At 37.8% G+C, this 25,294-nt stretch carries 36 protein-coding genes and 1 pseudogene; 1 reads left to right on the top strand and 36 read right to left on the bottom strand.

The window, feature by feature from the left end:
• A partial coding sequence (locus DXA07_RS11810) for an integrase core domain-containing protein (protein WP_147352437.1) occupies positions 1 to 362 on the top strand: 362 nt, incomplete at its 5' end.
• 60 nt (positions 363 to 422) lie between these two features.
• Here the strand turns inward: DXA07_RS11810 and DXA07_RS11815 are convergent.
• The 36 genes and pseudogenes from DXA07_RS11815 to DXA07_RS11985 form a co-directional block, all read right to left on the bottom strand.
• On the bottom strand, positions 423 to 1,331 hold the full coding sequence (locus DXA07_RS11815; protein WP_118484737.1) for a HAMP domain-containing sensor histidine kinase: 909 nt from the start codon (positions 1,329 to 1,331) through the stop codon (positions 423 to 425).
• Between the two features lie 3 nt (positions 1,332 to 1,334).
• Entirely contained in the window at positions 1,335 to 2,180 is an 846-nt protein-coding gene (locus DXA07_RS11820) for an ABC transporter permease (protein WP_118484738.1), read from the bottom strand.
• Positions 2,173 to 3,126, bottom strand: coding sequence for an ABC transporter ATP-binding protein (locus tag DXA07_RS11825; protein WP_008399858.1), 954 nt, complete (start codon positions 3,124 to 3,126; stop codon positions 2,173 to 2,175). Before DXA07_RS11825 ends, DXA07_RS11820 begins: the two co-directional genes overlap by 8 nt.
• A gap of 51 nt (positions 3,127 to 3,177) precedes the next feature.
• Positions 3,178 to 3,897 carry a response regulator transcription factor gene (locus DXA07_RS11830; RefSeq protein WP_008399859.1) on the bottom strand — a complete coding sequence of 240 codons (720 nt, stop codon included), beginning with the start codon at positions 3,895 to 3,897 and terminating at the stop codon, positions 3,178 to 3,180.
• Positions 3,897 to 4,034 (bottom strand): hypothetical protein, encoded by a 138-nt coding sequence (locus DXA07_RS13125; RefSeq protein ID WP_182427544.1) that lies wholly within the window; start codon positions 4,032 to 4,034, stop codon positions 3,897 to 3,899. The genes DXA07_RS11830 and DXA07_RS13125 overlap by 1 nt, the downstream gene beginning before the upstream one ends.
• Positions 4,035 to 4,371: 337 nt before the next feature.
• Positions 4,372 to 5,175 carry an LPO_1073/Vpar_1526 family protein gene (locus DXA07_RS11835; RefSeq protein WP_118484739.1) on the bottom strand — a complete coding sequence of 268 codons (804 nt, stop codon included), beginning with the start codon at positions 5,173 to 5,175 and terminating at the stop codon, positions 4,372 to 4,374.
• Positions 5,168 to 5,389: a hypothetical protein gene (locus DXA07_RS11840; protein ID WP_118484740.1), complete on the bottom strand. Its 222-nt coding sequence runs from the start codon at positions 5,387 to 5,389 to the stop codon at positions 5,168 to 5,170. The genes DXA07_RS11835 and DXA07_RS11840 overlap by 8 nt, the downstream gene beginning before the upstream one ends.
• Before the next feature lie 43 nt (positions 5,390 to 5,432).
• The gene (locus tag DXA07_RS11845; RefSeq protein WP_118484741.1) at positions 5,433 to 5,732 is read right to left on the bottom strand and encodes a type II toxin-antitoxin system RelE/ParE family toxin; all 300 of its coding nucleotides are present in this window, start codon (positions 5,730 to 5,732) and stop codon (positions 5,433 to 5,435) included.
• Position 5,733: 1 nt separating this feature from the next.
• Complete coding sequence (locus DXA07_RS11850) at positions 5,734 to 5,982, bottom strand: type II toxin-antitoxin system prevent-host-death family antitoxin (RefSeq protein ID WP_005333597.1); 249 nt, start codon at positions 5,980 to 5,982, stop codon at positions 5,734 to 5,736.
• A 126-nt stretch (positions 5,983 to 6,108) separates the two neighbouring features.
• A complete protein-coding gene (locus DXA07_RS11855; RefSeq protein ID WP_118484743.1) occupies positions 6,109 to 7,164 on the bottom strand; it encodes a helix-turn-helix transcriptional regulator in 1,056 nt (351 codons plus the stop codon).
• A gap of 162 nt (positions 7,165 to 7,326) precedes the next feature.
• Positions 7,327 to 7,914 carry a helix-turn-helix transcriptional regulator gene (locus DXA07_RS11860; RefSeq protein ID WP_118484745.1) on the bottom strand — a complete coding sequence of 196 codons (588 nt, stop codon included), beginning with the start codon at positions 7,912 to 7,914 and terminating at the stop codon, positions 7,327 to 7,329.
• 199 nt (positions 7,915 to 8,113) lie between these two features.
• Positions 8,114 to 8,488: a TnpV protein gene (locus DXA07_RS11865; RefSeq protein ID WP_118484747.1), complete on the bottom strand. Its 375-nt coding sequence runs from the start codon at positions 8,486 to 8,488 to the stop codon at positions 8,114 to 8,116.
• A 4-nt stretch (positions 8,489 to 8,492) separates the two neighbouring features.
• Complete coding sequence (locus DXA07_RS13600; RefSeq protein WP_243013970.1) at positions 8,493 to 9,494, bottom strand: hypothetical protein; 1,002 nt, start codon at positions 9,492 to 9,494, stop codon at positions 8,493 to 8,495.
• A 218-nt stretch (positions 9,495 to 9,712) separates the two neighbouring features.
• Positions 9,713 to 10,111: a winged helix-turn-helix domain-containing protein gene (locus DXA07_RS11875; RefSeq protein WP_015514508.1), complete on the bottom strand. Its 399-nt coding sequence runs from the start codon at positions 10,109 to 10,111 to the stop codon at positions 9,713 to 9,715.
• A gap of 65 nt (positions 10,112 to 10,176) precedes the next feature.
• Positions 10,177 to 11,133, bottom strand: a complete 957-nt coding sequence (locus DXA07_RS11880) for a peptidase S11 (protein WP_012744280.1) — start codon at positions 11,131 to 11,133, stop codon at positions 10,177 to 10,179.
• Between the two features lie 43 nt (positions 11,134 to 11,176).
• On the bottom strand, positions 11,177 to 11,680 hold the full coding sequence (locus tag DXA07_RS11885) for a hypothetical protein (protein ID WP_015514509.1): 504 nt from the start codon (positions 11,678 to 11,680) through the stop codon (positions 11,177 to 11,179).
• Positions 11,681 to 11,707: 27 nt separating this feature from the next.
• Complete coding sequence (locus DXA07_RS13605; protein WP_243009403.1) at positions 11,708 to 12,442, bottom strand: FtsX-like permease family protein; 735 nt, start codon at positions 12,440 to 12,442, stop codon at positions 11,708 to 11,710.
• Positions 12,433 to 12,900: a hypothetical protein gene (locus tag DXA07_RS13610; protein ID WP_243015449.1), complete on the bottom strand. Its 468-nt coding sequence runs from the start codon at positions 12,898 to 12,900 to the stop codon at positions 12,433 to 12,435. The genes DXA07_RS13605 and DXA07_RS13610 overlap by 10 nt, the downstream gene beginning before the upstream one ends.
• Positions 12,881 to 13,594 carry an ABC transporter ATP-binding protein gene (locus tag DXA07_RS11895; protein ID WP_004853372.1) on the bottom strand — a complete coding sequence of 238 codons (714 nt, stop codon included), beginning with the start codon at positions 13,592 to 13,594 and terminating at the stop codon, positions 12,881 to 12,883. Before DXA07_RS11895 ends, DXA07_RS13610 begins: the two co-directional genes overlap by 20 nt.
• A 4-nt stretch (positions 13,595 to 13,598) precedes the next feature.
• On the bottom strand, positions 13,599 to 14,447 hold the full coding sequence (locus DXA07_RS11900; protein WP_330386414.1) for a hypothetical protein: 849 nt from the start codon (positions 14,445 to 14,447) through the stop codon (positions 13,599 to 13,601).
• A 143-nt stretch (positions 14,448 to 14,590) separates the two neighbouring features.
• On the bottom strand, positions 14,591 to 15,676 hold the full coding sequence (locus DXA07_RS11905; protein ID WP_008703821.1) for a HAMP domain-containing sensor histidine kinase: 1,086 nt from the start codon (positions 15,674 to 15,676) through the stop codon (positions 14,591 to 14,593).
• The gene (gene vanR, locus DXA07_RS11910) at positions 15,663 to 16,364 is read right to left on the bottom strand and encodes a VanR-ABDEGLN family response regulator transcription factor (protein WP_004853366.1); all 702 of its coding nucleotides are present in this window, start codon (positions 16,362 to 16,364) and stop codon (positions 15,663 to 15,665) included. Before vanR ends, DXA07_RS11905 begins: the two co-directional genes overlap by 14 nt.
• 5 nt (positions 16,365 to 16,369) lie before the next feature.
• Positions 16,370 to 16,582: a helix-turn-helix transcriptional regulator gene (locus DXA07_RS11915; protein ID WP_008703822.1), complete on the bottom strand. Its 213-nt coding sequence runs from the start codon at positions 16,580 to 16,582 to the stop codon at positions 16,370 to 16,372.
• A 158-nt stretch (positions 16,583 to 16,740) separates the two neighbouring features.
• Positions 16,741 to 17,544: pseudogene (locus DXA07_RS11920) on the bottom strand (CHAP domain-containing protein); the annotation flags it as partial.
• The gene (locus DXA07_RS11925) at positions 17,517 to 17,837 is read right to left on the bottom strand and encodes a hypothetical protein (protein WP_348980827.1); all 321 of its coding nucleotides are present in this window, start codon (positions 17,835 to 17,837) and stop codon (positions 17,517 to 17,519) included. The pseudogene DXA07_RS11920 and the gene DXA07_RS11925, both read right to left, overlap by 28 nt.
• A 287-nt stretch (positions 17,838 to 18,124) precedes the next feature.
• Positions 18,125 to 18,256: a hypothetical protein gene (locus tag DXA07_RS13800; protein ID WP_284467268.1), complete on the bottom strand. Its 132-nt coding sequence runs from the start codon at positions 18,254 to 18,256 to the stop codon at positions 18,125 to 18,127.
• 52 nt (positions 18,257 to 18,308) lie between these two features.
• Positions 18,309 to 18,623, bottom strand: a complete 315-nt coding sequence (locus DXA07_RS14165; protein WP_348980828.1) for a hypothetical protein — start codon at positions 18,621 to 18,623, stop codon at positions 18,309 to 18,311.
• A gap of 49 nt (positions 18,624 to 18,672) precedes the next feature.
• Complete coding sequence (locus DXA07_RS11940; protein ID WP_118484751.1) at positions 18,673 to 18,921, bottom strand: NUDIX domain-containing protein; 249 nt, start codon at positions 18,919 to 18,921, stop codon at positions 18,673 to 18,675.
• Positions 18,922 to 18,932: 11 nt separating this feature from the next.
• Complete coding sequence (locus tag DXA07_RS11945; RefSeq protein ID WP_118484753.1) at positions 18,933 to 19,433, bottom strand: kinase; 501 nt, start codon at positions 19,431 to 19,433, stop codon at positions 18,933 to 18,935.
• Between the two features lie 340 nt (positions 19,434 to 19,773).
• Complete coding sequence (locus DXA07_RS11950; RefSeq protein ID WP_243015450.1) at positions 19,774 to 20,688, bottom strand: hypothetical protein; 915 nt, start codon at positions 20,686 to 20,688, stop codon at positions 19,774 to 19,776.
• A 271-nt stretch (positions 20,689 to 20,959) separates the two neighbouring features.
• Positions 20,960 to 21,655, bottom strand: coding sequence for an ABC transporter ATP-binding protein (locus DXA07_RS11960; RefSeq protein ID WP_015540722.1), 696 nt, complete (start codon positions 21,653 to 21,655; stop codon positions 20,960 to 20,962).
• Complete coding sequence (locus DXA07_RS11965; protein WP_015540721.1) at positions 21,652 to 22,497, bottom strand: MerR family transcriptional regulator; 846 nt, start codon at positions 22,495 to 22,497, stop codon at positions 21,652 to 21,654. The genes DXA07_RS11960 and DXA07_RS11965 overlap by 4 nt, the downstream gene beginning before the upstream one ends.
• Before the next feature lie 93 nt (positions 22,498 to 22,590).
• The gene (locus DXA07_RS11970) at positions 22,591 to 22,965 is read right to left on the bottom strand and encodes a TnpV protein (RefSeq protein ID WP_015540720.1); all 375 of its coding nucleotides are present in this window, start codon (positions 22,963 to 22,965) and stop codon (positions 22,591 to 22,593) included.
• Positions 22,966 to 22,982: 17 nt separating this feature from the next.
• Positions 22,983 to 24,413 carry a MobA/MobL family protein gene (locus DXA07_RS11975; protein WP_117942772.1) on the bottom strand — a complete coding sequence of 477 codons (1,431 nt, stop codon included), beginning with the start codon at positions 24,411 to 24,413 and terminating at the stop codon, positions 22,983 to 22,985.
• 297 nt (positions 24,414 to 24,710) lie between these two features.
• Positions 24,711 to 24,938, bottom strand: a complete 228-nt coding sequence (locus DXA07_RS11980) for a DUF5348 domain-containing protein (RefSeq protein ID WP_015540718.1) — start codon at positions 24,936 to 24,938, stop codon at positions 24,711 to 24,713.
• Positions 24,939 to 25,021: 83 nt separating this feature from the next.
• On the bottom strand, positions 25,022 to 25,255 hold the full coding sequence (locus DXA07_RS11985) for a hypothetical protein (RefSeq protein ID WP_015540717.1): 234 nt from the start codon (positions 25,253 to 25,255) through the stop codon (positions 25,022 to 25,024).
• Positions 25,256 to 25,294: the final 39 nt, after the last annotated feature.

Here is a 25,294-nt window from a genome sequence, read left to right on the forward strand (position 1 = left end):
AGCATCTGGTGAAAGCCTTTCCGTTACCCATTCAATGTATCCAAACTGATAATGGAGCAGAATTTACAAATCGTTTTACCACTCACCGTGACAAACCCACACTATTTCAGGTGCATCTGAAGCAGCATGGGATTCGCTATAAAGTTATACGACCTTTTACACCACGACATAACGGGAAAGATGAAAGAAGCCACCGAAAGGATAATGAGCGTTTTTATGCAACTCATACTTTTTATTCTTTTGAGGACTTTGCCAAACAGTTGAAAGTGTATAATCGCAGGAATTATAACAACTTTCCTATGCGTCCATTAGGATGGAAATCCCCAAATCAGGTACTAAAGGATTATCTGGCATCTGTGTAACATATGTTTGACAAACCTACAAAATAAAAATTATTGATTATCCCTCTACGTCGCAAAATACTATTTAGCATCGGTTACAATCGGAAAGTTCATTTCAACAATAAACTCTTTTTTTTCTATTTTTGCTTCAATCTCTCCATCCATCCGACTAACCAACTCCTTTGCAATAGATAGTCCCAATCCAGTAGATGTTTTACTTCTGGCAATATCTGCTTTATAAAATCGCTCAAATACCTGATCTATATTAATCTGTTCTGGATGTGTAACCTGATTGCTGATTCTAAGCACCGCCTGATTTTGATTACGTTCCAACACAATGCTAATCTTCTTTTCTCCATGATCCAGCCCATTTTTTATCACATTCTGGATAACACGGCGGAGTCCCTGCCTGTTTCCATGTATATACAACTGTTCTTCCGTAATCTGAATATCCGGCTGAATTTCCATTCTTACCCATTCATCATAGTATGAAAAAACTGTTTCTTTCAAAATCCGGTTCATACAGCACAATGTCAATTTCAAACTGTAAGATTCGTTTTTTAACTTTGTAAACATAAAAAGTTCTTCCAACATTTCATTCAGACTATGAATTCTTTCGTGGATAATGCTTAAATAACGTTTCTGATCCCCTATATTTTCACATTCTTCCATTAGCTGGAAATATCCGTCCAAAGATGTCAGTGGTGTGCGGATATCATGAGAAAGATTTGTATAAGTGTCCGCAATCAGAGCTTCTTTCTCCTGATAATGCTGCTTCTCTTTTCTTCGCAGTTCCAGAAGCTCATTCAACTTGTCAGAAAGCTTTCCTATTCCACCCACATCAAATTCATGGTTAATCAACATGTTACTGTCATGTTTCATCATAAACGCCAATTGGCGGCAGATGTCTTTCACCTGCCGCTGGTATTTCCACATAATAATAAATTGTAAGATAATAATTCCTGCTAATATCCCAATTACGATATACATCCGTTAAATATCCCTCTTTTGAAAAACAACGCTGCTTACTGATATCATCATAACGATGAACACTATTGCCACACCAAATGCCGCCAAACACTCATTTCCACTCGGATTCATAGGAAGCAGCGATAATTTTCCTGTTATCGTATACTTATAAATCTGGAAATTCTGAATTCCTATTTTTTGAATAGCACTATTGATCATCCCATACACAATGGTCATTATATTCATGCTAAGACAGACAGCAATGACCATGCTGATTACATTATTTTTCAAAACAATTGCAATCGCCATACAAATCAGCACAAGTGCATAATGAAGAGCCAGTTCAGTCACAAAATAAGATAAAATTGCCTTTGTATTTCCCCATTCCAATTCCCCGAAAAAAATACCATTCGCCGCTGCCTGAAATAAGAATGCACCTGCCATTGTCAGTACCGTAAAGACAGCCAAGGCAATTGCCCTGGAAAAAATCAGAGTTCCTCTATTTCTAACCTGACCTCCTATATTCTTAATATATCCGCTACTGATATCCGCTGTTGAAAACAGAACAGTAAAAATCACCAAAAGCAGTGCATACAATTTTCCTTGGGAATTGGCAAAAAAGATATCATATACCGTCACCTTTTCTCCCGGCTCCGTAGGCAGCGTTACCATCATTCCCACATTAATATTATCCACAGTAGGTTCAGTAACCTGCTCCTGTTTCATGGCATCCTTTTCAGTCAAAAGCTCATAATCTGTCTTGCATAAAGATGTTGTAATCAATAATATTGCTGCCAGTACGATCCAGATTACATACATACTTTTGGTTTTAAGCATCCGGTATAAATCCATTTTTATTATATTAAGCATGATCCGCACCTCCCGTCAGATTCAGAAAATAAGTTTCCAGTTCTTCACTGGTTATGGAAATCCCTTTTACCGGAATTCCTGACTTTGCAAGTTCCATATTCAACGCTGCACTTTCATTCAATCGTTCAAAAATATGAATATGCTCTTTATCTGTTACCTGATAGTTGGTAAATCCCATAGAATCCATCACCGGAATCGCCTGTTTCGGATGATCCAATGTCAACTCTATCCGTTCACTGCATCTTCTTATTAATTCTTCTCTTGTAATTTCCTGTAATAAACTTCCATTATGAATAATTCCATAATCAGTAGCAATCTTCGATAATTCCTCAAGAATATGACTGGAAATGCATATTGTCATATTCTTCTCTTTCTGAAGTCTCTGAATCGTATCCCGGATCTCTGCAATACCCTGTGGATCCAATCCATTGATTGGCTCATCAAGAACTAATAAATCTGGTTCTCCAACCAAAGCAAGACCAATTCCCAAACGCTGTTTCATTCCAAGTGAAAAATGTTTTGTTTTTTTCTTTCCCACATCCTCCAGACCGATAATTCTCAATATTTCTTCAATATAACTTTTTTTCTTTATTCCAAACAGCTTGCATTTGATATTCAGATTTTCATATGCAGTCATATCTCCATAAAGTCCCGGTGCCTCAATCAGACATCCTATCCGTGATCGAACTTTTTGCAAATCCTTTCCCTTGTATCCGAACATCTCGATTTCTCCACAAGTTGGCTTGGAAAGTCCACTGATCATCTTCAGACAAGTTGTCTTCCCAGCTCCATTCCGACCGATAAAACCATAAATAGCACCTTTTTTAATATGCATATTGACACTGTCCACAGCTTTATGGTGTCCATATTGCTTAGTCAAGTTTCTTGTTTCCAATAACATTTCGCTCAAGTTTTTCATCTCCTTTTTCTTATCTGCATTTATCATAAAGGAATAATCCTAATCAAACGCAAATAAATAGTAAAAAAAGAGTAAAGATTATAGATGAAGACGATAACCGATTCCCCAGACTGTTTCAATATATTCCTCAGATGTAACTGTTTTTATCTTTTTACGAATATTGCTTATATGTACATCCAGAGTTTTTGTTTCACCCATATATGGTTCGTCCCACGCATATTCAAAAATGTCCTCTTTACTGAAAACCTGCTTCGGATTTCTGAGCAGTAATTCTAAAATCGCAAACTCCTGTCTTGTTATCTTAGGAAGTATTTTTCCACCAATGCTGACCTGAAAAGTAGCTTTGTTCAATACCATCTCTCTGAACGAAAGGTTAGATTCTTTTATTTCCTTTTCTTCTGTATGACGAAGCTGTACCTGAATTCTTGCCAGTACCTCTCTGATTTCAAAAGGTTTCGTTATATAATCATCAGCCCCACTAGTTAAAACCTTTACCTTTTCATCCAAGCTATCTTTCGCAGTCAAAACAATAACCGGAAGATTTCCCTTTTTCCGTATTTCCTCCAGAACTGCTTCTCCTGTAATTCCCGGCAACATCAAATCCAGCAACACCAGTGCATAGCTATGCTCCTGCATATTCAAAAGCAGCTTTGCCTCAGTTCCGGAAAACGCCTGCTCACAGGAATAGCCTGCTTTGGATAATGCTTCCTGAAGCAGATTATTGATATTTGTATCATCTTCTACAATCAGTATTTTCTGCATGATAGTTCTCTCCTCTATTTTACACTGTGAAAACATTATTTTCTTGCATTATACGCTTTTTCCTTTTTTCCCGCAAATCCCCCCACAGATCCCCAGAATTCTCCAGTACATAACTTACTTTTTGTTCCAGCTGAACTTATAATTTTCAGTATTGCTGTGCTTCCAAGATGCATATATCACTTTTTCCTTACCATTATGCCTTTATTTCTCCATCAGTGCTTTCGCAACCCTTATCCCGCCCACAAATAGAGCCAAACTAGAGCCAAACTAGAGCCATTTGATAAAATAAATGCCGGAAACCCGCATAAATACAGGCTTTCGGCATTTTAATCCGTTATTCAAACTCGCAAATAAAATTTTGTTACTATACTTTTTAGTATTGGCATTATGGTTCTATTTGGTTTTATATGTGTTCAACTGTCCTAAGTCCATAGGCTGTACTGAACGGTGTTATCATTTTGTTATCAAATATATGTTATCATTTTCCTAAGACAATTTTTCAATATTTCTTTAAACAGATTTTATCCATATTTTAAAGTCTAAATTTAGATTTGTTTTATTATGTATATTTATAATTGCAATTATAATTCCTACTGGGGTTAAACTATAATCCCCTGGAATACTATTCATTGCTAATGGTAGTATTTCTTTAACCTTGCCTATATCCAAATTGTATTTTTTTGCATACACCTCGTCTGCATTTCCTAAAGAAATAGTTAATAATCTAAGCATATATAAAAAGGGGACACTGCTCTCTATCCCATTTGTAATTGGCATTTTTGAGCAAATATATTCACAATGTTCTTTAAGTAAATCAATAGAATTAATAGAATTCATCCTTGTTTCTTTACATAAAAATATTAGCGAAAGATAATTTAAATGAACTTCTGATAGTGATTTTACAATTTCTACAGCTTCATCTAAAAGGATTTTCATATAGTAGTCATTATCATAATTTATTCTGTTAACAATAAGATCACTTAACAAATCATGTAATGTTTGAGTTCCAAATCGTGCATATTCCTGATGTGACTTATTTAAAATATATTGAATATCAGGATCTGAAAATTCAGAGAAATTTGTTTTCCCTTGTTTTTTTAGTTTATCCACTATATTTTTACACAATTCTTCTGCTCGCTCTTCAGCAATCTTCTTGGCTTCTTCTTGCAGTCTAGGAAAATTATCCATAAACAATTTTATAGCTAAATTACTCGCTTCTTCTGCTGTCATACCATAATAATTATTTTGTTCCCCAATCTGTGTTGTATCGGATCCCAGTGCTGATTTCTGTATTACTTTTGTCCCATCACTCATCGTTTTCCTCTTTCGTGTAATAGTTATTTTGAATTCCTATTTGCGTGCTTTTTGTACCATAATTAACTTGCTCTATTCTTGTTTGATTTTTTTCTTGCTTTTTCTTACAAAACACTTTTTTTATTGCTGCAAGTATCAATGTTACGACAGTTACTCCTATACCACTAAAAAACCATTCCTTATTTTCACTAATCCAATTTATTATTTTATCCATAATTATGCGTCCTCTTGCACCAACTTTTTAAGCACGGAAAATCTTATTCAAAAATCCTTGTGATATCCTGATATCGGTTAACTACACGATAAATCTCTACATATTCGTTACCGACCTTGTAGATAATAACATAATCTTCCCATATCGCATATTTATAATCTGTCCGAAAGCTGACCCGTTTGGAGAGATCCGATCCCATTCCCGGAAACATCTGAAGATTTTCAAATTTTCCGTAAATTTCCTTTATTGTCTTCGCAGCATATTCCTCATTGTCTTCAGCAATATAATCCCGGATATTTTTCAAATCCCTTGCAACAATCGGATTGATCCGCAGTTTTAACATCTTATTCCCCCACAAGTGCTTTTAATTCATCCAGATCCAGCCAGCCTTCTCCGTCTTTCACTGCTTCTTCAGCTTCCTGCAGCTTCATCAGAAGCTTTTTCTCTGCCCGGTCACGCTCATAATCCTCAATATCCATGACAACGAAACGTCCTCTGCCATTCTTGGTCAGATATACTGGTTCTCCTTTATGACAGTTTTTCAGGACTTCATTATAATTTCTCAAATCAGATACTGGTAAAATATTTGCCATATTCTTTCAGCTCCTTCCTTTGATTTAAATTGTTTCTGCTACTTCTATTATACACAAAAAGCTGTAAAATTCAACGTAGATTTTTACAGCTTTTATTTTATCATTTCTATATATTTTTATCGCAATCTATTTTAAATATTGAGAAAAAATCGCCTCCAATTCTTTATTTCCTTTCAAAAATTCATACTCTTCTTTATTTTCAATTTCTATAGCTAATGCACGAACAAAATTATTTCCAACACCTGAAAAAGATTTTCCATGTACTGTATCCGCATATCTGTAATATAAAGGTGATTCCACCATCTTCCATGGCTTCTGTGACTCCATCAGCACTTCTTTTATCAACTGAATACATTTTTCTACATCCTTTCGATACACGGCAATCAATAGATATGGTACTACTTTACCGTAATCCCACAGATCAAATAACAATACCATATGTTCTGTGATTTCGGCAATCTCCTCTGCTTTACAATGATTTCCGGTTTCTTCTTCCATTTCTATCAACTTATACAGATAGTTTTGTATATTCGTAACTGTCTGCATCAATTTTCCCTCTAAAAAGAACGCTGCAATATCTGTCCCTTCCTGGTGTGCTAGTACATTCGTTTTCATAATTGTGGCATCTATCATAGTATCTGGAATTTTATCCAAAAAGATATTTGCTTCTTTATATTTTTCCATTTGTATATATTTCGCCGCAAGCATAAAAATACTAGAAAGCCTTACCTTTTCATTCGGACTTTCAGCAGTTCGTTCCAGCCATTCAACAATCACATTATTGCATTCCAACTTTTTCTCATCATCAACATCGGATAAAGTTAACGTCGCATTTAAAACAGTAGCAATTGAATAAATCAACGAATCACAATGAGGATATTCCTTTATTTTATTTTTTCCCATCTCAAAAGCTTTTATAAAGCTATCCAATGAAACTTCCGAAAGCTCATTCACAAATTGTCCAATCTCTTTTTCTGTCAATTCTTCACGAAATGAAAATAGTTCATTCATATCAATTTTTAATAATCGAGCAATTGCCGGAAGTAATGATATATCTGGATATGTATTTCCTTTTTCCCATTTATTTACCGCAGGAGTAGAAACGTCCAAATAATCCGCCACCTGTTCTTGTGTTAATCCCGCAGTTTTCCGATAGTTTTTTATCTTCTCACCAATTTGCATTGTTCCTACCTCCTGTTTATATTCTCATTATAGTATTTCTAATATGGGTTTACAATTGAGCCTTCGTTTAATTATGGCTTCGATTTCTTAACTACCGGTTAAAATCTGCGAGAAAAATGCTCTATTTTATAATTCTACAAATCAAAATATCCTTAAATTTAATTAATTCAAGAATACGTGCATCAGTACTCCAATTAAGAAGCAACTCATCGCTGTAACACCCGCACTGATAATAACCTTTAATATATTTTGATAAGGACGTTTTCCCACTTCAACTGCCTTATGAAGTTCATCCAATTTTTTTCCCTCCGTAAATGCAACAATTTCCTTATAGGTTTGTATATCATTTTTCTTTTTTAGTTTTTCAACCTTTAACGCCCAGGACATTGTAATAATAAATAAAATCCCAAACGGAATATACGCATACCTTCCGAGCCACATAAACAAAGGTACTGCCGATATAATCAACACGACCAAATGAACTGTATAGATGGAACCATAATAATTAAACTTTTTAATTTCTTGCTCGCTAATAATTTCTTTCATTTTCTCTATATCTCCTTTAATTAATTGATCGAGAGATACATTAAACAATGAACTAAGAAGTAACAAGCTATGAATATCAGGATAACTCTTTTCGTTTTCCCAATTAGAAATTGTCTGTCTTGTTACATATACCTTTTCTGCCAATTCCTCCTGTGATAGATGAAGCTCTGTTCGGTATTTTTTTATCTGTATACTCAGCTCCATATAATTTCCTCCCTTCGCAAGTAATTTGTTCTCTTGATCTGAGCCAAGAATAATCATTTTTTCATTATCTGTCTATCAAAGATATTTTACTTAACGGAAAACACAATGTCAAAAGAGTTTTACACTACAACTCTCATGCCTTTTCAGCAATTTTTATTTTCATCTTTGTAAAGAGCAGCCTTTCGATCACCCTTTCTACTCACATATATACCCTCTCTTTCAACACAATTTCTTCTGCACAGGCTTTGATGCCATTCATTAAACCAACCCATTTCATCTGATCCTGCATTTTCACTTGTTCTGTCACACCCTGTTTTTCTGCCATCTGCTTCATTAGGCTTTCTACCTGTTCCCTAGCTTCCTGATCAACTCGATTTAAATGTGCTGTCAATTCCCCCGTTATCAATAAATACTGGTATCGTGCCGGTCTATACTCTTTCAGGAATTGCTTCCGCAGTATTCCATATTTACCATAGGTCGGTTCGTCCTCATTCAATACCAGATCCGGCAAATAATAATCTCCACACAGAGTATAGCTTAATCCGTTCTTTTCATCATAAACGTGTTTTTCCATGATTTTATCTCTCCATTTCTCTATTTTTTGATTTATTTTTCTTACGCTGCTGATTCTCCATCTCACTCTTTTTTATTCCCCAGGCTAATCTTTCATGAATACTTCCCTTCGGCATTTGTTCCATCCGCTGCTTTTCTTCCAGAGCTTTCTCGTTACGAATATCCTGCTGTACTGCCGCATCTACCGTCTCTATTCCCAGAACTCGTACAACACGGTCATACCTATCAGAAACACCTTGCATTATATTCTTTTCTTCTGACAATTTATGATTTTCTTTACGCATATCATCCAACTCCTTCTGAATACCGTTATATTTTTGTTTCAGCTTTTGATATTTACTCTTCCAATTTTCCACCTCTTTTGTAAGTTCTTTAACCTGCGCAGCCATTGCCGCAACCTTATTTTTTATCTGAAGAAACAGCGGTTTGATTTTTTTGTCCCGGTAGGTTGCTGCCCGTTCCAACGTTCCTGCTTCCGGTAACAACATTTTAACTATTCCATATTCTTTTATTTCCTTACTCACATTATCCATAATCGGCTGTAACTGTTCCCTGCGTTCTTCCAAGCTTTTTAATTGTTTTTCTACTGTTTCTGCACGCTTTTCTGCTGCTTTTTTATCTCTGACCGCCTGTTCTTTACTTTCCTTCAAAAGCTGTATATCTTCTCTGGATTCTGCGATTTGTACGGCCAATCCTTCGTTCTCTACTGTCAAGTATTCTTTTTCCTGTTCTAGCACCTGTACTTCCTTTTTCCGTTCTTTCTTTTTGAAATTGTAAACGTCCAAATGTTCCTCATGAGTACCTTTCTGTTCCCATTCAATTCCATATTGCTTTGCAATCTCAGCTAGAACTTCTTTTTCATGATTTATCCACTGATTCATCTCCGTAATGTCAAGAACACAGTTATAAAAAATTGTAATCTTTACTCTGATAAGAATGGAGTTAAACATATTCGTATCCAAGCAAGACCTAATAAATGGCACGAGAACGACTGCCCATTCTGCCATAAATCATGCCCTGTTTATGATAAACATTCCAGTAGTATAATGCCGAGATATTACGAAGATAACTCGTAGAAAATGCAAAGTCCAGTCGCAAGTTTAGACACGATATTGCTCTTAACAGTCGTATAAAATCAACATTTGCAGGGATTTATCAAATTCCGACATACCGTCTTAGAAAATGAATAATCCCTCGCAATTCATTATGAACTACGAGGGACTGCTTACTGACTGTTAAAGCGGTAGCCGATCTCACGAACACTATCTATGGAAAAGTGAGAGTTTGTATCACAAAGTTTTTTACGAAGATTCCGAATGTGAAAGCCTACGGTATCCTTTTCATTGCCTGCTGATATTTCGCCCCACACCTTATCATAAATCTGCTCGTATGTAAGAACACGACCTTTATTGGCTGCGAGCAAGCAGAGTATATCGTACTCTTTGACGGTCAGTTCAATTTCCTGACCGTTATTGATAACTCTGCGCCGGCTCAAATTGATTTCTAAGCCGGAAAGGGATAATGTCGGCTCATATGAAATCTCTAATTTTTCAAAATCAGGGTGCTGTTTTACAAAAGCCAGCATATCGTCAAAGGCTGTTGAGTCTTGTGCTTTGAACTCCATTATTACGATTCGTCCGATATTATCACCCCCCTTGGTTAGTTTTTTTGTCTTGGACAACATAAGATTTATTGCGTGAGATAATACGATTCATCAATCGTTTTCAGAATAAAATTCACATCGTCATAACGAGAGGAATCGGACTGAGAGCCTAAACTGCATATCAAAAACTCTTTTCCGTGCTGCTGATAAAGCACAATCAAGTTATAGTCGTCAGACAGAGAGCCAGTCTTAATTCCGCATACATTTTCGTTGTAATATTCGGATGTCGGATCAAGGAAGGCGTTTGTATTCTGCCATATTTGTGTACTGCCATCAGGCAGTGTTGCCGTATAAGTGTTTTGAGATACAATTTCTCTAAACCACGAGTATTCCAACAACCGATATACTACTTCTTTCAAATCTAAAGTGGTGGTAAGTGCCTCCATATCAAAACCACTCGGATCATATAAAACTGTGTCTAAGTACCCCTGCTGTTGCAAATGCAGGTTTAAGTTCTCCATGAAAATCCTCACACGCTCTTGACAGCTTTCTGCTTGCGGCGAAAGTAATCCTCCACAATAATCAGCAACCACATAAGCTGCGTCATTCCCTGACGGTACTAACATTGCCGCAAATAGATTGTGTAAAAAGTATTCTTTTTCCTTGATTTGAGCAACAGACGAGCCAGGTTTCGTGAGTGAAATAGCACCATAGTCTGCAACAACGATACTATCAAGGTCTGCTAAAGTTGACGCATACTCAATAACAAACAGCTTGGCTAAACTTGCAGGAATTTGTGGCTCGTTCTCGTTTTTTGAAACAAATATTTCATCATCAGAACAATCCACCAAAATCAGCGATTTTGCATTATAAGAGTCAGGAAAATCTTCTTTGTAGAGAAAACCATTTATTTTATTCTTTACCTCTCTGAAATTTTCCGGCTGCATTGCCCACGGCACAAACATTATACCTATGCCGATACAAACTACAAGCAAAAACAAAAATACTCCAAATCGTTTTTTCTTACGGCGTTTTCTCTGCATATATGTGCTCACCTCCCAACACCAAAACTCCTATGTGCCATTTTTAATCGGCATAATTTGCCTGAATACACTCTGTAAATCCAGACGGATCTCCCAACTTAGCTTTATCAATATTATCACGAAGATATTTGCGTGTGGCGTCATCACAGCGATCTGTTCCCATATAAGGCATATCAAAGGCTTTTTCGAGTTCAGCTAAGGCTTTTGCCGCCCTTTCCGAATCCGTATTGTAAGTATCAAGCCATTCCTGCATCCAAGAATATTCCCAAAGGTTAGATGCTCTTGTATCGCCATATCCTATCTGAAAAGACGCTCCCGTATCTTCGCCTTCCAAAGCATCAGGCGGCGTAAAGCCCTCCGGCCAATTCAAACTCTCAATGGTCGTTAGGTATTCTTCTTCAATGGTAGCAAAGTCCGTGAAACCTCTTGTGTTTGTGTCGGAGTCCGAAGAAGTGGAGCAGCCTGCCAGCATAATCACCAGCAAAGAAATCATAACACACAATAACAGTCTGTACGGTCTTTCGGATTTTGAGATTGTTCGTTTCATTTTGTTTCCTCCTTAAATTGAGTTTTATTATCTAAGAGCCAATGCAGGCTCTAATTTTGCTGCTTTCAATGCTGGTAATAATCCGCCCAATAATGCTGTAAGCACAGACACAGCAACTGCAACAACAGCAACGCTGATTGGATAACTCGGTGTTCCCACCGGGGAATCCACAGGGAGCAACGCTCCAATACAATGCACCAAAATCAGCGAAATCAAAATAGCTGCAAAGCAAACGAATATTGATAAAATCAACTGTGAGCCTAAAACCAATGCCACAATATTTGTTCGTGAAGCACCTATCGCTCTGCGGATCAGCAACTCATGTGTGCGCTGTTCCAATGAAGATAGTCCGATATTGATCTGCCCTAATACGGAAACAAACAGCAACAAAAGCGAAGTAACCAAAAGCCCTAATTGCAGTATGGACAATACCGAATCATAGGTATCTCCAATATCACTCCGCCCAGCACTTTCCCAGTAACCGCCAATGGTATCAGTCAAAATGTCGCCAAGGGCAGAATGTATCTGTTCGATTGTCAGTCCTGTTGTGGGATGCCAATACACATTTGCATTTTGTACTTGCCACATTGCTGGTGCGAAATTGAGGATCGCCGCAGAATCCGCATAGATAGTCGGAAAATCCCTGCCATCGTTTACTACTCCGACAATATTGAATGGGGTTAACGAAAGTGTGCTTTTTACATTTCCTGCAGCATAGGGCGAATCATTAAAATAGTTTTTAGCTTCTTTGTTTATGACCACTTCAAGCGATCCGCCCTCACTCGAGGCTCTAACCATCTACCGGATGTCATTGGAAGATTATAGACTTGACTATATGCCTCCGTGGTGCAAACTAAATCAAAAGCCATCAGGTTTTGGTAAACATCATTCGGCGGTATTGGCGTTAAATCTTTCATTGGTGCAAATCGAATATCTTCTCCCATAGAAAAAGTAACAGCGGCTACATCATCAATGGCTTCAAATCTCTGGAATAATTGTTCCATTTTATTTCTATCGTGAAAATCGGATTCCGTTATCACGAATGAGTAAGTAGGTGACCAGCCATATACCTGTGCGTTTACGGAAATCAAATACTCCCGTCCAAGCGTACCAACTAATACCGATCCAAGCATTGCGATAATGCCTACAAGCATTGAAACACTTGTCAGAATACTTCTAAGTGGAGACAGACGAAGGTCTTTAAGTATCATTTTTAGCACAAGTTATCCTCCCTCCATCCATTTCAAAAATCGTATCACAGGTATCTGCAATATCAGGATCGTGCGTAACCAACAGCAGCATAATTCCATTTTCTTTTACGACGCTGTGCAACAGTTCCATAATCTGCGTTCCCGTCTTTTTATCCAACGCTCCCGTAGGCTCATCACATAAAATGGCTTCCGGAGATACTGCAAGCGCCCTTGCGATTGCAACTCTTTGTTGTTCACCGCCGGACAAATTGATTGGGTAATCATTTTCCTTGCTTTCTAAGCCGACACTTTTTAGCAAGCCTGTAATTATCTCGTGACGCTGTTTGGCGGTAAACGACTTTTTGGCATAGAGTAGGGGTAATTCGATATTTTCCCATACCCGCAAGTGCTTAATCAGAGAGTAGTTCTGAAATACAAATCCGATATTATTGGCTCGCAGTATAGACAGATCACGGTCTTTCAAAGCAGAAATAGATATACCATCATAAAGGTACTCGCCCTCATATTCCCGATTTAACAAGCCAATAATGGATATAAGGCTTGTTTTGCCTGAGCCGGACTTTCCGACAATGGCATAACTGCGCCCTCGTTGCAATTCCATATTAGCGTTGGTTACTGTTGTCAGCATATCGCCATTATTCAATTTGACGCTTGCTTTCAAATCCTTTATTTTGATTAAAGTCTTTTCGGAAATTCCTTTCATTTTATCAAATCCCCCTCGGATCAAGGTTTGGCGGAGTAGCAGAAACTACATCGCCCTCCTCTAAGCCGGACAGTATTTCTATATTGGCTCCGTCTGTCACACCCAATGTCACTTTTGTTTCCACTCTTTCTCCATTCGGAGTAATTACAGTAACCAATCCCGTCCCTTGTCTACCCGCTATTACCGACAGCGGCAATATAAGGACATCATTTCTCGTTGTCGCCGTTATGACTACCGTTGCACTTTGCCCCGATTTCACATCGACTGTTTGACTGATCAAGCATTGCAGAATGCCCTCTTGCGGCACGATTCCCGTAAACGCATTTTCATCTGCGGCAGGCGACACCACGGCAATCATATCGGTTGGTCCTACACCATCATATACTTGAAATTTTGCTTTCAACTCTGCATACTCCGGTAAGGTACTCAAAAAATTATCTGCCTCTACATTGAGGGCAAATCCTGTATAATGCACTATCGCTACGGGATAATTACTCGGTACGCTTTCATTGGATGGGGCAATAGAGGTAATTGTACCATCCACCGGAGATTTCAATTCTTTGCCGTTCACAGTTCCAATAATTTGCCCGGCAGTGATTTTTTCTTCTAATTCTACCGCTGTATTAAATATGCCATTTTCGGGTGAGAAAATAATAAACGGTACTGCCGGAACAATAGTCGTTTGCGTTGAAACGGTTGGAGTAATCGTCCCTCGTACAACTGATACCGTTTTTTCTGCGGATGTTGCGCTATCTGTAAGATTGTTTTCGTCTGTCTGCCCAATTGCAGAGCAGGCAGATAGCGTAAATACAAGAAACAAAATAGAACATAGCAGCATTTGTTTTCTTAGCAACTTCATCATTCCTCCTTATGCTGTATCACAAAAAATACGAGCCTCTATCTTGATACTTTTATTGTACCAAAACAGAAGCCCGTATTTTCTTGATTGCTCGTAAGATATTCCTCTTTTTTTCTATGCAAATTCTTACAATTTTCCTACGCCAACGGCAAAGTAATTGAAAACTTGTTTTGATCCTCTTGGCTCTCTGCAACGATTGTACCATTGTGTAGTTCAACAATCTGCTTTGCAATCGCCAAACCTAATCCAGCTCCTCCACTGCTTGTACTTCTCGCTGCGTCAAGCCGATAAAACTGCTCGAAAATCCTGTTTAACTTTTCTTCCGGCAGAGTATCGCCGTGGTTACAAAAAATAATGCTGACCGTATCTTCCTGACATTGTGCGCTGATCGTGATATCCGTATTTTCAAAACTGTAGATAACCGCATTTCTCAAAAGGTTATCAAAAACACGCTGAATTTTGTCTGCGTCACATCGAAGCATTATATCATCATCAACACAAAGATTACATTGCAAATTCTTTGATTTGAGCATAGGCTTAAATTCATATACAAGTTGCTCCAGCAGGCGAGTTAAATTGATTTTCGTGTATTGTAATGTAATATCGTATATATTGAATCGTGTTATCTCGAAAAACTCGTTAATCAGATCCTCTAACCGTTCTGCCTTACCAAGAGTGATTGAAAGGTACTTTTCTCGAAGTTCCTTTGAGATTTGCGACTCATCACGCAGTAAAGTAAGATACCCGATTACAGAAGAAAGCGGTGTTTTCAAATCGTGTGCAAGATACATAATCAGGTCATTTTTTCGCTGCTCATTTTCTTTTGCAAGCCTTGCATTACTTTCAGCCTCTTGTTTTAACTGATTGATGTTAGCGGCGATTTCACTCAACTCCGGGGACATTTCAATGTAACTGACATTCTGATCGAACATTTTTCCTGTCGCAGCCTGTACCTCGTACACATAGGCGACTACTTTTTTCAAAAGTAGGTATGTCATGTATATAATACAGCCACCCCACACGATTACAGCCACTATATAAAGATATACTGTTCTGTAATACAAGTAATAATACAAAACATACTTGCGGAGAATTTCCTCTGCCATAATTCCTAAAAGAAAAGTACCGCCAAAAATAAGCACAGAGCAAATCGCACATTGAATTACATACCCTTTGAACAAGGTAGAGAGCAGATAGTTTTTTTCTTTTTTATTCAATTTCATACCCTACCCCCCAAACAGTTTTAATGAACTTCGGATTTTTTGAAGGTTCATTCAATTTTTCCCGAAGCCGCCCAATGTGCGCCATTACCGTATTGTTACTGTTGCGAAGATACTTTTCTTTCCACACGGCTTCAAATAATTCCTCCGAGGCGACAACTTTACCCTGATGTTCGCACAGATACCACAGAATAGAAAACTCCAACGGAGTCAAGGCTATTTCTTTGCCATACAAGTAGCACTTGTGGCTGACTCTGTTTATCAGTAGACCTCTGATGTCATACTCGTCTTTTTCTTCGGATTGGCTCAAATTAGGACTGTTATAGCTCTGATAACGCCTTAATTGCGTCTTTACTCTTGCCACAACCTCTAAAGGATTAAACGGTTTCGTTATATAATCATCCGCACCAATCGTAAGCCCCATAATCTTGTCGCTATCCTCAATTTTGGCGGTAAGCATAATAATAGGGAAGTAAAACTTTTCCCGAATTTTTTGGCAAAGTCGAAAACCATCAATATCCGGCAGCATAATATCAAGTATCGCTAAATCAATCTGCGACTGTTTGATACATTTCATCGCCTCTAACCCATTATAACATTTATATACTGAATAACCATCGTTACTCAAATACACTTCAAGCAGATCAACGATTTCTTTTTCGTCATCCACAATTAAAATCTTCTTGTTCATTGATCCTACACCTCATTTTCGGGTACGGCTTCCATTATGTCGCCAAAATCACACTCTAAGTATTCGCATATATTCAACAGCACGGGAAGGGTAACATTTTCATTTTTTCCGAGTTTCGCAAATGTACTTTTGCTTGCCCCGACCGCTTCTCGTAATTGACTCTTTTTCATTCCCTTGTCAATCAGAAGTTTCCAAAGTTTGTTGTACCGTACTTTCATTTCCGCACCTCCACCCAAATATAGTTTGTATTATAGCACTTTGAGAGTGAAATCGCAATTATTAAGTCTGTATTTTGAGACTTTTAGTTTTCAAACCGGCACAATATCTTTCTGATATGTAATCCAACCGCCTGCAAAATGCAGGCGGCTTGTGTATTTTAATAGGCAGGTGCGCCGTAGCCAAGAATCTCGTAATAACCGATAGAATACTCATTGACTCGGCAACTGTCGCCGGAGTTGCCCTCGACCGTATAAACCTTGCCGTTTTCGACCTTTTGAACAATACCCGTATGGTCGGATAATCCATCCTGACCACTTTCGTCTGCCCAATCGAAGAAAATAATCATTCCGGGGGCAGGCTCGGCGCTGCCATCCAGCCATTGTCCACGATCCTTAAACCATTGTACTCCGTTGACACAGCCTGCATATTTTGGGATAACTCCAGCGTCGATATAGCCGCACTCGTTGGCACACCAAGATACAAAGCAAGCACACCATTCTACACGGGAGTTAAAACCGTACCACGACCAATACGGCTGACCGCCCACATTGCCAACCAGAGAGAGTGCAACGGTCACGATCTGTCCGTCGCCGCCTGTAATGCCGTAAAGCACCTGTGACCAAAGGTAATTGTTTTCATCTGCAAGCAGTTCAGCGAGGTAGCCTTTCTGTTCTTCGTTAAAACCATATTGCGCCGCCATTTCCTCGGCAGTCTTGTGGCTGACGGTAATATACAGATAGGTTTGTGTGACCGTGCTTTCAGTTTCCACGATATTACCGTGTCCGTCATCGGTTTCGGTAATAACTGTTTCGGTCTTGCTCTCTGTTCGGGAAGATATTTGATTCATCTCCCAAAAGATGTCTTTTAAGAGTTGCTTTTTGCCATCGTCCATTGTGGCAACCTCTTGGGGGTTATCTTGATCCGTATTCGTTTTTACAGAGTAAACGGCAAGCACCTCTTGCTCTCCATTGCAGCCGCTACCATCTCGTAAGTCTTCCCAGCTCCTACTACATGAGCCAGAAGCACATTCTCTCCGTAAAGCTGATGTGCAACAGCATTTTTCTGATGCGGGCGAAGCTCTATTTCCGGATTCATTCCTGGGAAAGTCAAATGACTGCCATCATATTCACGGGGACGGATACTGTTAAATCGTTCATTGTAAACTTTTACCAGTCTTTCACGCCTCTGCTGATCTTTAAAAATCCAATCCTTAAATGCTACTTTCATGGCATCCTGCTTCTGTGATGCCAGCATGGTTTCTTTCTTATTAAGGACACGGATTTCATCACCATTCTCATTGACACTCTTATCATAAATGCGGACATCTTTCAGGTTCAGGGTATCTTCCAGAATCTTATAGGCATTTGCTCTCTCAGTTCCATACGTTGCATAGGCAAACGCATTCCTTCTCTCATAATAAAATCCTCCAAACTAATATTTGCAAAAGGGATTTACCCTGAATTGCCTGTTTTTAGGCACAAAAAAAGAGGCAGACTTACGATTTTTGTTTTCGCAAGCCTGCCTCTTATCAAACTAATCTTCTATTTTCCAATGATATACCGTATAAAAACGTATATCGCTCTGATCACATACACTGGAATCATGATACTTCCGATCAATGCTCCAATGATGACACTTAATGCAGCCATACCAATAGAAATAATTCTAGCCATTTTTTCATCACCTTTCAATCAATAAAAATGACCGAATCAGCTAAACAGATTTTCATCCATTACGAGCTAATTCGGTCCTGTTTTCGCTATTAAATTGTAATATCATCACTTTCGTGATACAGTAAAAGCATCTCAGATAAAAGCGAATATTTTCTTTCATCTGAATAAGGTTTTTATAAAAGATAGGCCTTTCCTTCATAAATTTGTTGATTCGTTGCAAGTTTTTTTCAGGACCAAATCGCCTCAACCCCTTGTATTTACTGGGTTTCCGTTGATTTAGTCTTATTTTATCATCATCATCTCCTATACGCATTCCTGTCCAATACAAAAGCATAAATGCCATTCTCGCCTCTGGTTTCTTATCCATAGACGGAAGAAACTGCTTAAACTCCTGTTTTGTCCAGAACTCCATATCATCAGCCTTGCTTTTCCCGATACTTCCTGCTTTCCTGCATCCCACAAAGTTTTGGTTCTGAAATTTTCAATCCAGTTTCTTCCCACACTTCGCGTATCACAGCATCTGTAAATGATTCTCCTCTTTCCACATGTCCTCCCGGAAATGTTATTCCAGAGTAATCGTCATCAGTCTTATCTTGGACAAGTACCCTATTTTCACTAAACACCATACACATATTTGTCATTATCACTTTTTCTGTTCTTGCCATTCGTAATACCCTTATCCTTCATTTGCTGAATCTCTATATATCATTTCAACAATACTGTCTGCATCAATATCAGATGTAATAATTTTTTCATTAAAAACTGATGAAAAATCCTTTTCTCTCCACCATCTACGCATATCTTCTTCACCAAATTCCTGTTTTTTATCTCGTGTATTATGCCGCCTGACCGTCTCTTCAAATGGTATATCAAAATAGTACGCATATATATCCATTCCATACAATTCATTTGCCGTTTTGAATAAAGGACTATACCACTCATCATACATGATGCCATCTAAAATAACCACATCACAATGCTCATACCCATATTTCATAAGTTCTATCATAAGTGGTAATGCCTTAGTATCAACGCCATCTTTAACCCACAAGATATTTCTCCTAATCTCATCTTGTGAAATCATCATTGTATTGTATCCAAATTTTTTTTGCAACGCTCTAGCTACTGTTGTTTTTCCACTTCCAGAGTTACCTCTTAATATGATTATCTTTTTCATAAATTCTCCTTAATCTTGCTATTACTCTCTCCACAAATAGAGCCAAACCAGAGCCATTTGATAAAATAAATGCCGGAAACCCGCATAAATACAGGCTTTCGGCATTTAAATCCGTTATTCAAACTCGACAATCACTAATCAATTTTGTTTAGAGATTATTTGTTGCCGTGTTCGCTTTTCTTTTAATTATTTGATTTATCCATATTATCCTGCCTATACAGGCTAATGTTATCATTTTGTTATCGGCATTGATAACACACGCCCTGTAACTGTGGATAATAGCAATATGTACCGACTCAAATTATAAGCGGTTTTGCTTAGAAAATCAATAATCTTATTGTTAAAAAAACATCTGCCATACTCTCATAGATAACAATGACAAAATATAAAACGGAAGTATATATAGTAACCTTTGCAGTCGGTTCTTTGCTGTATATATTATAATACTCTGAATCGGTATCCATATCCAAAGGATAATACTAAATAATTCAATTTTATACGCTATCCAATAACAGAGCATTGGAAGTAACAACAAGAACATTCCAATAACTGACTTACATTGTAATTTTTCTTTTAAAGAATATCTGAGCGGAAATCCTTTTCTAACTAAACGTAATTCATTTTGCACATTATAGCTGACAACATTCTGTCCTAATATCAATATAGAAAACAATAATACATACTCAATATATTTTCCGTCTATCTGCGATAATAACATTGTGATTAAAACAATCGCAAAATACTGATACATAATCTGTTTCTTTCTTCTGACAATACTAACCACCTCATAAACCATCAAAAAACGATAGCGGCTGCCATAATATTTCTTCATCAGTCCTTTCATTTCTTTCTGATTATTTTGGAAGAACACTTCATCCTGCGTTTGCAAAACTGTATCATATTCTCTATTCAAAAATCCATATAACATCTGATTATATTGTTGAAAGAACGGGATAATTGCTTGATAGCTAAAATAAGGATATAAAATAAAATATAATCCGTAAATGATCAATAATATACTGGTAACAAATACACTTCCATAAAAAAAACAAATCATTACTACTGCCAACATACATATATTCATAATATCCCGATATTTATATTGTGTTGATAAAACCGTATGCATATTGACAATTGGGTTACAAAGCATAGCCACAATAAACTGTCTTAAGACCATTCCCTCCATTGGAAAAGCCCAAAATAAAATCAACGCAACACTCAACGTCAGTACCATGCTTTTTCCTATCTTCTTCACTCTCCAAATATATGTTTTTTCTATTTTCCAAATATAAGTTTCAGGAGAAATACGCATTCTTGGTATTGTTCCAAACAAATTCATAAACAAGAAACAGAGAATACCATATGGTATAAAACAGCAATATCCATTCCATAGTTTTTCTGAATCATAGATTGCAATATAAGAATACATGGCACAATAGCAATCAGTATAAGATAAGCACCTATATTTCGTTTGACCATTCTAACTGCAAATTTGAATCTCTGTTTCAAAAGCAACTGATACATACTTACTCCCCTTCAGATAAAATTTTTGCTATTTCCTCTCTGTCAACTTCCTCCATATTGATTTCTCTAATTTGTCCGTTATGTAACAAAAGACACTTGTCACAAACATTTTGTAAACACTCTATATCATGGCTTGAAATAATGTAAATTCCTTTTTCTTTCTTGTGAAACTCCACTATTACATTTTCTAAAAGTTTCATTTGGACAGGATCAAGTCCTGAAAATGGTTCATCAAAAATAGTAATTTTTTCTTCTTGTATCATTGCACAAGCATTATTTAACCGTTGCATTGTACCTTTTGAAAGTTCTAACGGAGAATAGTTCTCATACTTTTTTAATCCCAACCCATCTAAAATCCTCTCGATTTTATCAAATGCCTCTTGTTTTTTTATCTTTCTGCTTGAAGCAATCAAAAGAAGATTTTCATATATCGTCAGCTCATTAAAAAAACTTGGTTGATCCATTGCATAGGCGACCGGCATATCAAGATAATCAACCTTATTCATCTTTTTTCTGTCGATAGAGATTACTCCTGTATAATTTTTGTCATAATTCGAAAGTATATTTAAAAGAGTAGTCTTTCCAGCTCCATTTCTTCCAACAAGTCCATAAATACAAGCATTTTCAAATGTATAGTTTAAGTCCGAAAAAACAACCGTTTCACCATATTTTTTACTTAAATTTGAAATCTGAATCATAAAATTTCTTTTCCTCTCAAATCCATTTTCGTCAGCCCAACGACTAACAATCCAATAAAAACTACTGTGTCCACAAATAACAGTACAACAATATTTTTTACCACTCCGAAAGTAAAAAGTATGGAGAAAATTTCTACCGACAACACAATAAAACACATATAATTTGTCAAATACTCTGTTATAATATCTCCATAATAATTGTTCATCTGTAATTTGGCATAAATAAAAGGTTTTAATAAATAACGGATTATAATACAGATAACGGGACAAATAAAAATCCAGTTTTTATTCACCAAAGATGTTGCCACACCTTTACTCCATTGTACCGGAATCTTTACTGGCAGCTTAGAATAAGACAACGCCCCAATAATCAAGCATAATACGGTAATCGTTATCCAAGTAAGCATACTTCCCCATATATACAAAAAGCTGACTGAATCCAATTTGAAAACAGTTTGATTATCTTTCCAATAATCCTGCAACTCTGTTACATATTGTTCTACCTGTAATTTTTCATAACTAATACTTTCTTCATCCAGCATTTTTTCGCACATGAGTTTCGCCTTATTCAAATCAGTAATCTGACTTTTTAATACTTCATTCTGCTTCTCAAGCGTTTCCTGCAAAGTTACTTTCCCAGATATAATACTTCGTATATCCTCAATAGAAATTCCCAATGTACGCAGATATGCTATCTTCTTTATATTTTCCACATCATTTTCAGAATAATCTCTATAACCATTACTTTCATTTCTTGAAGGCTCAACGAGTTTTTCCTTTTCATAAAAACGGACATTAGAACGGGATAAACCTGTTCGTTCTTCTACATCTTTTATTGTCATGTTATGCACTCCTTTCAAGCAACTCTATTTTATCTTAAGAATAAGCTATAAACAAGGTTTACAGTCAAGCATTTATCCAAAATCTCTTTTCTTTTAGTTATAAATCAATTCGGCGTTCACAACCTCTCTTGCACACGCCTGTATATTGTTCATTCTCGATACCCATTCCATCTGATTTTCTGCCTTTAACTGTTCTGTAATGCCCTGCTCCTGTTTCATCTGCTCTATAATCCTTTCAAAGCGTTCTTGTGCCTGTTCTTCTATATCTGCAAGATAACTATTCAGCCTGCCACTTGTAAGTAAATTCAAATATACACTTCTACGATATTCTTTCAGATAGCGTAAATGTCTTTGTCCCCATACGCCGATAAATCTCTGTTCTTCCTCCGTCAAGGTAAGACAGGGGATAAAATAATCCCCGTGTCTGATATAAGTGCCGCCCATTTCTTCAAAAATTGTTTTCTTCATAATCATTTCCACCTTTCTTATCGTTCTCTATCCATAGATTTCTTTTTAACTGACCGTTTCGGCTGCTGTCTGCTTTCCTGCTGATAGCGGTGCAATTTTTCCCGTATGCTTGCCTTTTTCGGCGGTTCTGATGACGGCTCTTTCTTCTGCTCTGTCTGATTTTCCCATGCTCGCAGCTCCTCATTATATTCCCTGACCAGTTTTTCCGATTTCTGATACGTCTTTGCAAAGGACTGAACATCTGGATATCCTGCCTGTGTTACCATCTGTTCCATATCTGTATGAATACGTTTTTCCTGTTTCTCTGCCTGTTCAATTTTGCCCTCTAAGGATTTCCGTACTTTTCCTTTGAAAAATCCTGTTGTCTCGGAAAGCTGTTTCTTCAACAAGGAAAGCTCCTGTTGCGTGGACTTCATCGCCTGTGACTGCTTCTGAAGTTTCTCCATCAGCTTCCGCATATCATTCCATTCCTGTAAATCAATCTTCGGTACTGGCTTTGGCGGCAGCTTAAATTTGAAAATCATTTCCTGTAAGAAGTCTTTCGCACCACGGATAATCTGCTGAAACATATCCGGCAGCCAACCATGTGTCCTTATTGATTGCAGCGTTTTGTCAGTGATTTTTTCCCGCTTGACCGTTAAAATATCTTCTTCGGGAACGCCCTCGACTAATGCCACATCAACCGTCCGATTCCATTCCTGCCTTGCCGCATTATCTGCCCGTATTTCTGCTTCTTTCGGATTATTCTTCCCGATTTTCTTCGTTGCCAGATACACACCGCCCTGCTGAAATACAGACAGCTTTTCGGATTCTTCTTTCACATGACTGTTGATGATTTCCGTAAACATTTCCTTCACTTCTCTGGTAAAAGCATCGTTCTTAAACCATTCATCTTTCTTCGTAAAAATATGGCTCTCATAAACTTCCCCTTTGGGAATAATGCTGCATCCTACCCGAAGATTTCCCTGCTCATCTAAAATCTCTTTCTTCGTGCGTCTGTGCTTTCCCTGCTCATCATAAAACATATTTCTGATAGCAATTTTCACTTCGGGATGTTCCAGCATTTTCCGTTCGCTGAATACAAGATGGATATGGTAATTGGTCATTCTTTTGTTATGGTGAAGTGCCACACTACATTCTACACCATACCTTTTATGAAAGCTGTCCGTGAAAAGCCTTACTACATCATCTGCCTTGTACTCAACAAAACTTTCTGGAAGTGCAATGATAAACTCTCGTCCTTCAATACATTTCCCTGCTGTTCCGCTTGCCTTAAAATCCAACTGATTCTCTCTGGCAAGATTTTTCCAGAACTCTGATGTTGCTCCTTCCGTCTGATAGGTAGCATAGAGATGTTCCTGTCTTTTCGGATTGGAAATATAGTCAATTCTTCCTGCCACATCAGACAGCTTGTTTTGTCTGATAAATGAATGTCTGCCTATAAGCATTCTCCTTTCCGGCTCTCGCCTACTTTGCTGTGAGTAGGTGCATAGGCACCTGTTTACGAACTATCCGCCTGTCGGCGGTTGCCCCCTGCAAGGGCGAAATACACAGAGCATAAACGAAGTTTGTGCGATGGGTGTATTTCGCTCTCAAACGCCGAGGGCTTTATAAGGTGCTATCTTCCTCTGTCATGTTCCGGCTTGGACTTTTTATTTTGGGCGTATCCGCCCTTTTTATTTGCCCGTATCCGGGCTTATTTTTTATCCCTGACACCAAACCGATTCTTTACTTTTCTGTCTGATTTATTCCGGTATCCTTGCCCGTACATACTCCAGATCACCGCAATAGGGCGTTCCCACCAGATACCATTCCCTCGCCAGATTCATTTCCATCCTGGTCTTTACCCACTGATCATCTACCAGAACTTCCATACACTCTCCGCAGTGAAATCCCGTATCAATCCATAAGTCCATTGACAGCAATCCATATCTTCCATTTTCACAGTTATAACCTAATCTTCCTTCTCTCATTGCATGATTCTCCTTTCCAGATTTCTCCTTGTCTATGCTTAACAGGGGCGTGCCACGCTCCTGTTCTTATCACCAAGGAAGAATTACCATCGGAAACTCTCCGGCACTCCACGTCTGTCCAGATACTCTTTTCTCGCCCGTTCCCGTTCTTCCTCTGTCGGAGCAGTTTTAAATTTTCCATACAGGTCACGCATGACCATTCTGTCCAGTTTTTTCTCCAATCCCTGCTTGATTTCTTTCTCACAGCTCCCATCTTCAACCAAGTGAAAGCGGAGCAACTGCATAAATAATTCCTGTGATATTTGCACATTTCCCATCTTATCCATCCTTTCCGTGACGGTATGTGACAGTCGTGA

Source organism: Clostridium sp. AM54-37XD, from assembly GCF_003478225.1.
In the GTDB taxonomy this organism is placed as follows: Bacteria; Bacillota; Clostridia; order Lachnospirales; family Lachnospiraceae; genus Coprococcus; species Coprococcus ammoniilyticus.

What these genes read in the sequence shown, in the direction of transcription:
- DXA07_RS11965 (WP_015540721.1), bottom strand. Translation starts at nt 22,497, where the DNA reads ATGACAATAAAAGATGTAGAAGAACGAACAGGTTTATCCCGTTCTAAT.
- DXA07_RS11885 (WP_015514509.1), bottom strand. Translation starts at nt 11,680, where the DNA reads ATGAAACGAACAATCTCAAAATCCGAAAGACCGTACAGACTGTTATTG.
- DXA07_RS11845 (WP_118484741.1), bottom strand. Translation starts at nt 5,732, where the DNA reads ATGTTAAAACTGCGGATCAATCCGATTGTTGCAAGGGATTTGAAAAAT.
- DXA07_RS11815 (WP_118484737.1), bottom strand. Translation starts at nt 1,331, where the DNA reads ATGTATATCGTAATTGGGATATTAGCAGGAATTATTATCTTACAATTT.
- DXA07_RS11865 (WP_118484747.1), bottom strand. Translation starts at nt 8,488, where the DNA reads ATGGAAAAACACGTTTATGATGAAAAGAACGGATTAAGCTATACTCTG.
- DXA07_RS14165 (WP_348980828.1), bottom strand. Translation starts at nt 18,623, where the DNA reads ATGGATAAGAAACCAGAGGCGAGAATGGCATTTATGCTTTTGTATTGG.
- DXA07_RS11880 (WP_012744280.1), bottom strand. Translation starts at nt 11,133, where the DNA reads ATGCAGAGAAAACGCCGTAAGAAAAAACGATTTGGAGTATTTTTGTTT.
- DXA07_RS11825 (WP_008399858.1), bottom strand. Translation starts at nt 3,126, where the DNA reads ATGATAAATGCAGATAAGAAAAAGGAGATGAAAAACTTGAGCGAAATG.
- DXA07_RS11940 (WP_118484751.1), bottom strand. Translation starts at nt 18,921, where the DNA reads ATGGCAAGAACAGAAAAAGTGATAATGACAAATATGTGTATGGTGTTT.
- DXA07_RS11975 (WP_117942772.1), bottom strand. Translation starts at nt 24,413, where the DNA reads ATGCTTATAGGCAGACATTCATTTATCAGACAAAACAAGCTGTCTGAT.
- DXA07_RS11915 (WP_008703822.1), bottom strand. Translation starts at nt 16,582, where the DNA reads ATGAAAGTACGGTACAACAAACTTTGGAAACTTCTGATTGACAAGGGA.
- DXA07_RS11875 (WP_015514508.1), bottom strand. Translation starts at nt 10,111, where the DNA reads ATGGAGTTCAAAGCACAAGACTCAACAGCCTTTGACGATATGCTGGCT.
- DXA07_RS13600 (WP_243013970.1), bottom strand. Translation starts at nt 9,494, where the DNA reads ATGGCAGAATGGGCAGTCGTTCTCGTGCCATTTATTAGGTCTTGCTTG.
- DXA07_RS11855 (WP_118484743.1), bottom strand. Translation starts at nt 7,164, where the DNA reads ATGCAAATTGGTGAGAAGATAAAAAACTATCGGAAAACTGCGGGATTA.
- DXA07_RS13125 (WP_182427544.1), bottom strand. Translation starts at nt 4,034, where the DNA reads ATGCATCTTGGAAGCACAGCAATACTGAAAATTATAAGTTCAGCTGGA.
- DXA07_RS11820 (WP_118484738.1), bottom strand. Translation starts at nt 2,180, where the DNA reads ATGCTTAATATAATAAAAATGGATTTATACCGGATGCTTAAAACCAAA.
- DXA07_RS11905 (WP_008703821.1), bottom strand. Translation starts at nt 15,676, where the DNA reads ATGAAATTGAATAAAAAAGAAAAAAACTATCTGCTCTCTACCTTGTTC.
- DXA07_RS11835 (WP_118484739.1), bottom strand. Translation starts at nt 5,175, where the DNA reads ATGAGTGATGGGACAAAAGTAATACAGAAATCAGCACTGGGATCCGAT.
- DXA07_RS11850 (WP_005333597.1), bottom strand. Translation starts at nt 5,982, where the DNA reads ATGGCAAATATTTTACCAGTATCTGATTTGAGAAATTATAATGAAGTC.
- DXA07_RS11970 (WP_015540720.1), bottom strand. Translation starts at nt 22,965, where the DNA reads ATGAAGAAAACAATTTTTGAAGAAATGGGCGGCACTTATATCAGACAC.
- DXA07_RS11840 (WP_118484740.1), bottom strand. Translation starts at nt 5,389, where the DNA reads ATGGATAAAATAATAAATTGGATTAGTGAAAATAAGGAATGGTTTTTT.
- DXA07_RS11895 (WP_004853372.1), bottom strand. Translation starts at nt 13,594, where the DNA reads ATGAAAGGAATTTCCGAAAAGACTTTAATCAAAATAAAGGATTTGAAA.
- DXA07_RS11945 (WP_118484753.1), bottom strand. Translation starts at nt 19,433, where the DNA reads ATGAAAAAGATAATCATATTAAGAGGTAACTCTGGAAGTGGAAAAACA.
- DXA07_RS11925 (WP_348980827.1), bottom strand. Translation starts at nt 17,837, where the DNA reads ATGCTGGCATCACAGAAGCAGGATGCCATGAAAGTAGCATTTAAGGAT.
- vanR (WP_004853366.1), bottom strand. Translation starts at nt 16,364, where the DNA reads ATGAACAAGAAGATTTTAATTGTGGATGACGAAAAAGAAATCGTTGAT.
- DXA07_RS11980 (WP_015540718.1), bottom strand. Translation starts at nt 24,938, where the DNA reads ATGAGAGAAGGAAGATTAGGTTATAACTGTGAAAATGGAAGATATGGA.
- DXA07_RS11860 (WP_118484745.1), bottom strand. Translation starts at nt 7,914, where the DNA reads ATGGAGCTGAGTATACAGATAAAAAAATACCGAACAGAGCTTCATCTA.
- DXA07_RS11960 (WP_015540722.1), bottom strand. Translation starts at nt 21,655, where the DNA reads ATGATTCAGATTTCAAATTTAAGTAAAAAATATGGTGAAACGGTTGTT.
- DXA07_RS13800 (WP_284467268.1), bottom strand. Translation starts at nt 18,256, where the DNA reads ATGGCTAGAATTATTTCTATTGGTATGGCTGCATTAAGTGTCATCATT.
- DXA07_RS11830 (WP_008399859.1), bottom strand. Translation starts at nt 3,897, where the DNA reads ATGTTTTCACAGTGTAAAATAGAGGAGAGAACTATCATGCAGAAAATA.
- DXA07_RS11985 (WP_015540717.1), bottom strand. Translation starts at nt 25,255, where the DNA reads ATGGGAAATGTGCAAATATCACAGGAATTATTTATGCAGTTGCTCCGC.